A 1,224-nucleotide genomic window follows, 5' to 3' on the forward strand; every position below is an offset into this window, starting at 1 on the left:
GCCCCGCCCACCCGAAATAGAGCGTGTGCGAGTGCGCATGGAGCGCGTGCCCGAAGTGCAGCCAGGGAAGCGGCTGGAGGAAGGACACGCGCAGCAGCAGGCCGAGGCCGATGGCCAGGACATAGAACGCCAGGGACAGCGTCAGGAACGTGCGCGTCGCGGACGTTGCGCTCGCGGGGACGGGGACGGTGAGGGGCCGGAGCATGCCCCTGGTTGAGGCAAGTCACGTGCCGGCAGACTCCGCTCCGGGCGGCTGTCGGGGTGCCGCAGGAATTGCAGAGGTGGAGACGGCCGGAGTCTGACCCGAGGCACGCGGACACGTGCATCGATTGGCACGCCGCAGGAATTGCGAAGGCGGCGACGAACCGGAGCATGACCGTGGGGCACACAGGCGCGTGCATCGGCTGGCACACCGCGGAATTGCAGGGGTGCAGAAGGCCGGGAGGCGCGCCGGCGCGTGCATCGGCGGGAAGTCCTCCGGAATCGTGAAGGCGCGGACGTGCCGGAGCATGACCGTGAGGCGCGCGGGCATCCATGCGGCTCGGCGGAAACCTCGGAGCGCGGAATGCGCGGTGTCTTGGAGAACGGTACAGATGTGGACGGCTCCGGCCTCGTCGCCGTCGTGGTGCCGCGAGAGCCATCTCCGAGCGTGCTAGAGCCGCCGATATGGCCGAGACCCATGAGAAGGACCACATGAAGCTCCCGGACACCTACCGGGGCGTCAACGCGCGCTACCCGGAGGTGGCCCGTGCATTCCAGGCACTCGGGGATGCCATCCACTCGGCGGGCCCGTTGACGGAGCGCGAGCGGCGACTCGTGAAGCTGGCCATCGCCGTCGGGGCGCGGCTCGAAGGGGGTGTCCACAGCAACGCGCGCAAGTGCCTCTACAGCGGCATGCAGCCGGACGAGGTGCGGCAGGTGGCGCTGCTCGCGCTCACCACCATCGGCTTCCCGTCCATGGCGGCGGCGCTCACGTGGATTGAAGACGTCATCGGCTCCGCGAAGGCGGGCTCTCACGACGCGGCGGCCGAGCCCGAAGAGCCCTGATGCGGCTCGCACGAGTGCTCGCTGCTTCCCGGTAGCACGAAGGCGCGGCGAGCTTGTTCATCGTGCCCGGAGCCTACGGGCTTGCCGGTCAGGGCTTGTCCGGAACGGAATCTCCATTCCTCCTGGCCCTGCCCGCCCGGGCCGCTCTCCGGAACGGAATCTCCATTCCTCCCGGCC

The 1,224-nt window shown here is 69.5% G+C and carries 2 protein-coding genes; one reads left to right on the plus strand and one right to left on the minus strand.

The genetic code is table 11. The annotated features are described in order from the left end of the window. Positions 1 to 205 (minus strand): hypothetical protein (locus HG543_RS53715; RefSeq protein ID WP_211194818.1); only part of this gene is annotated, 205 nt, incomplete at its 3' end. Positions 206 to 666: 461 nt separating this feature from the next. Here HG543_RS53715 and HG543_RS53720 point away from each other — a divergent pair. After that, positions 667 to 1,047, plus strand: coding sequence for a carboxymuconolactone decarboxylase family protein (locus HG543_RS53720; RefSeq protein ID WP_211194819.1), 381 nt, complete (start codon positions 667 to 669; stop codon positions 1,045 to 1,047). Positions 1,048 to 1,224 lie beyond the last annotated feature (177 nt).

The organism is Pyxidicoccus fallax, from assembly GCF_012933655.1.
Taxonomy (GTDB): domain Bacteria; phylum Myxococcota; class Myxococcia; order Myxococcales; family Myxococcaceae; genus Myxococcus; species Myxococcus fallax.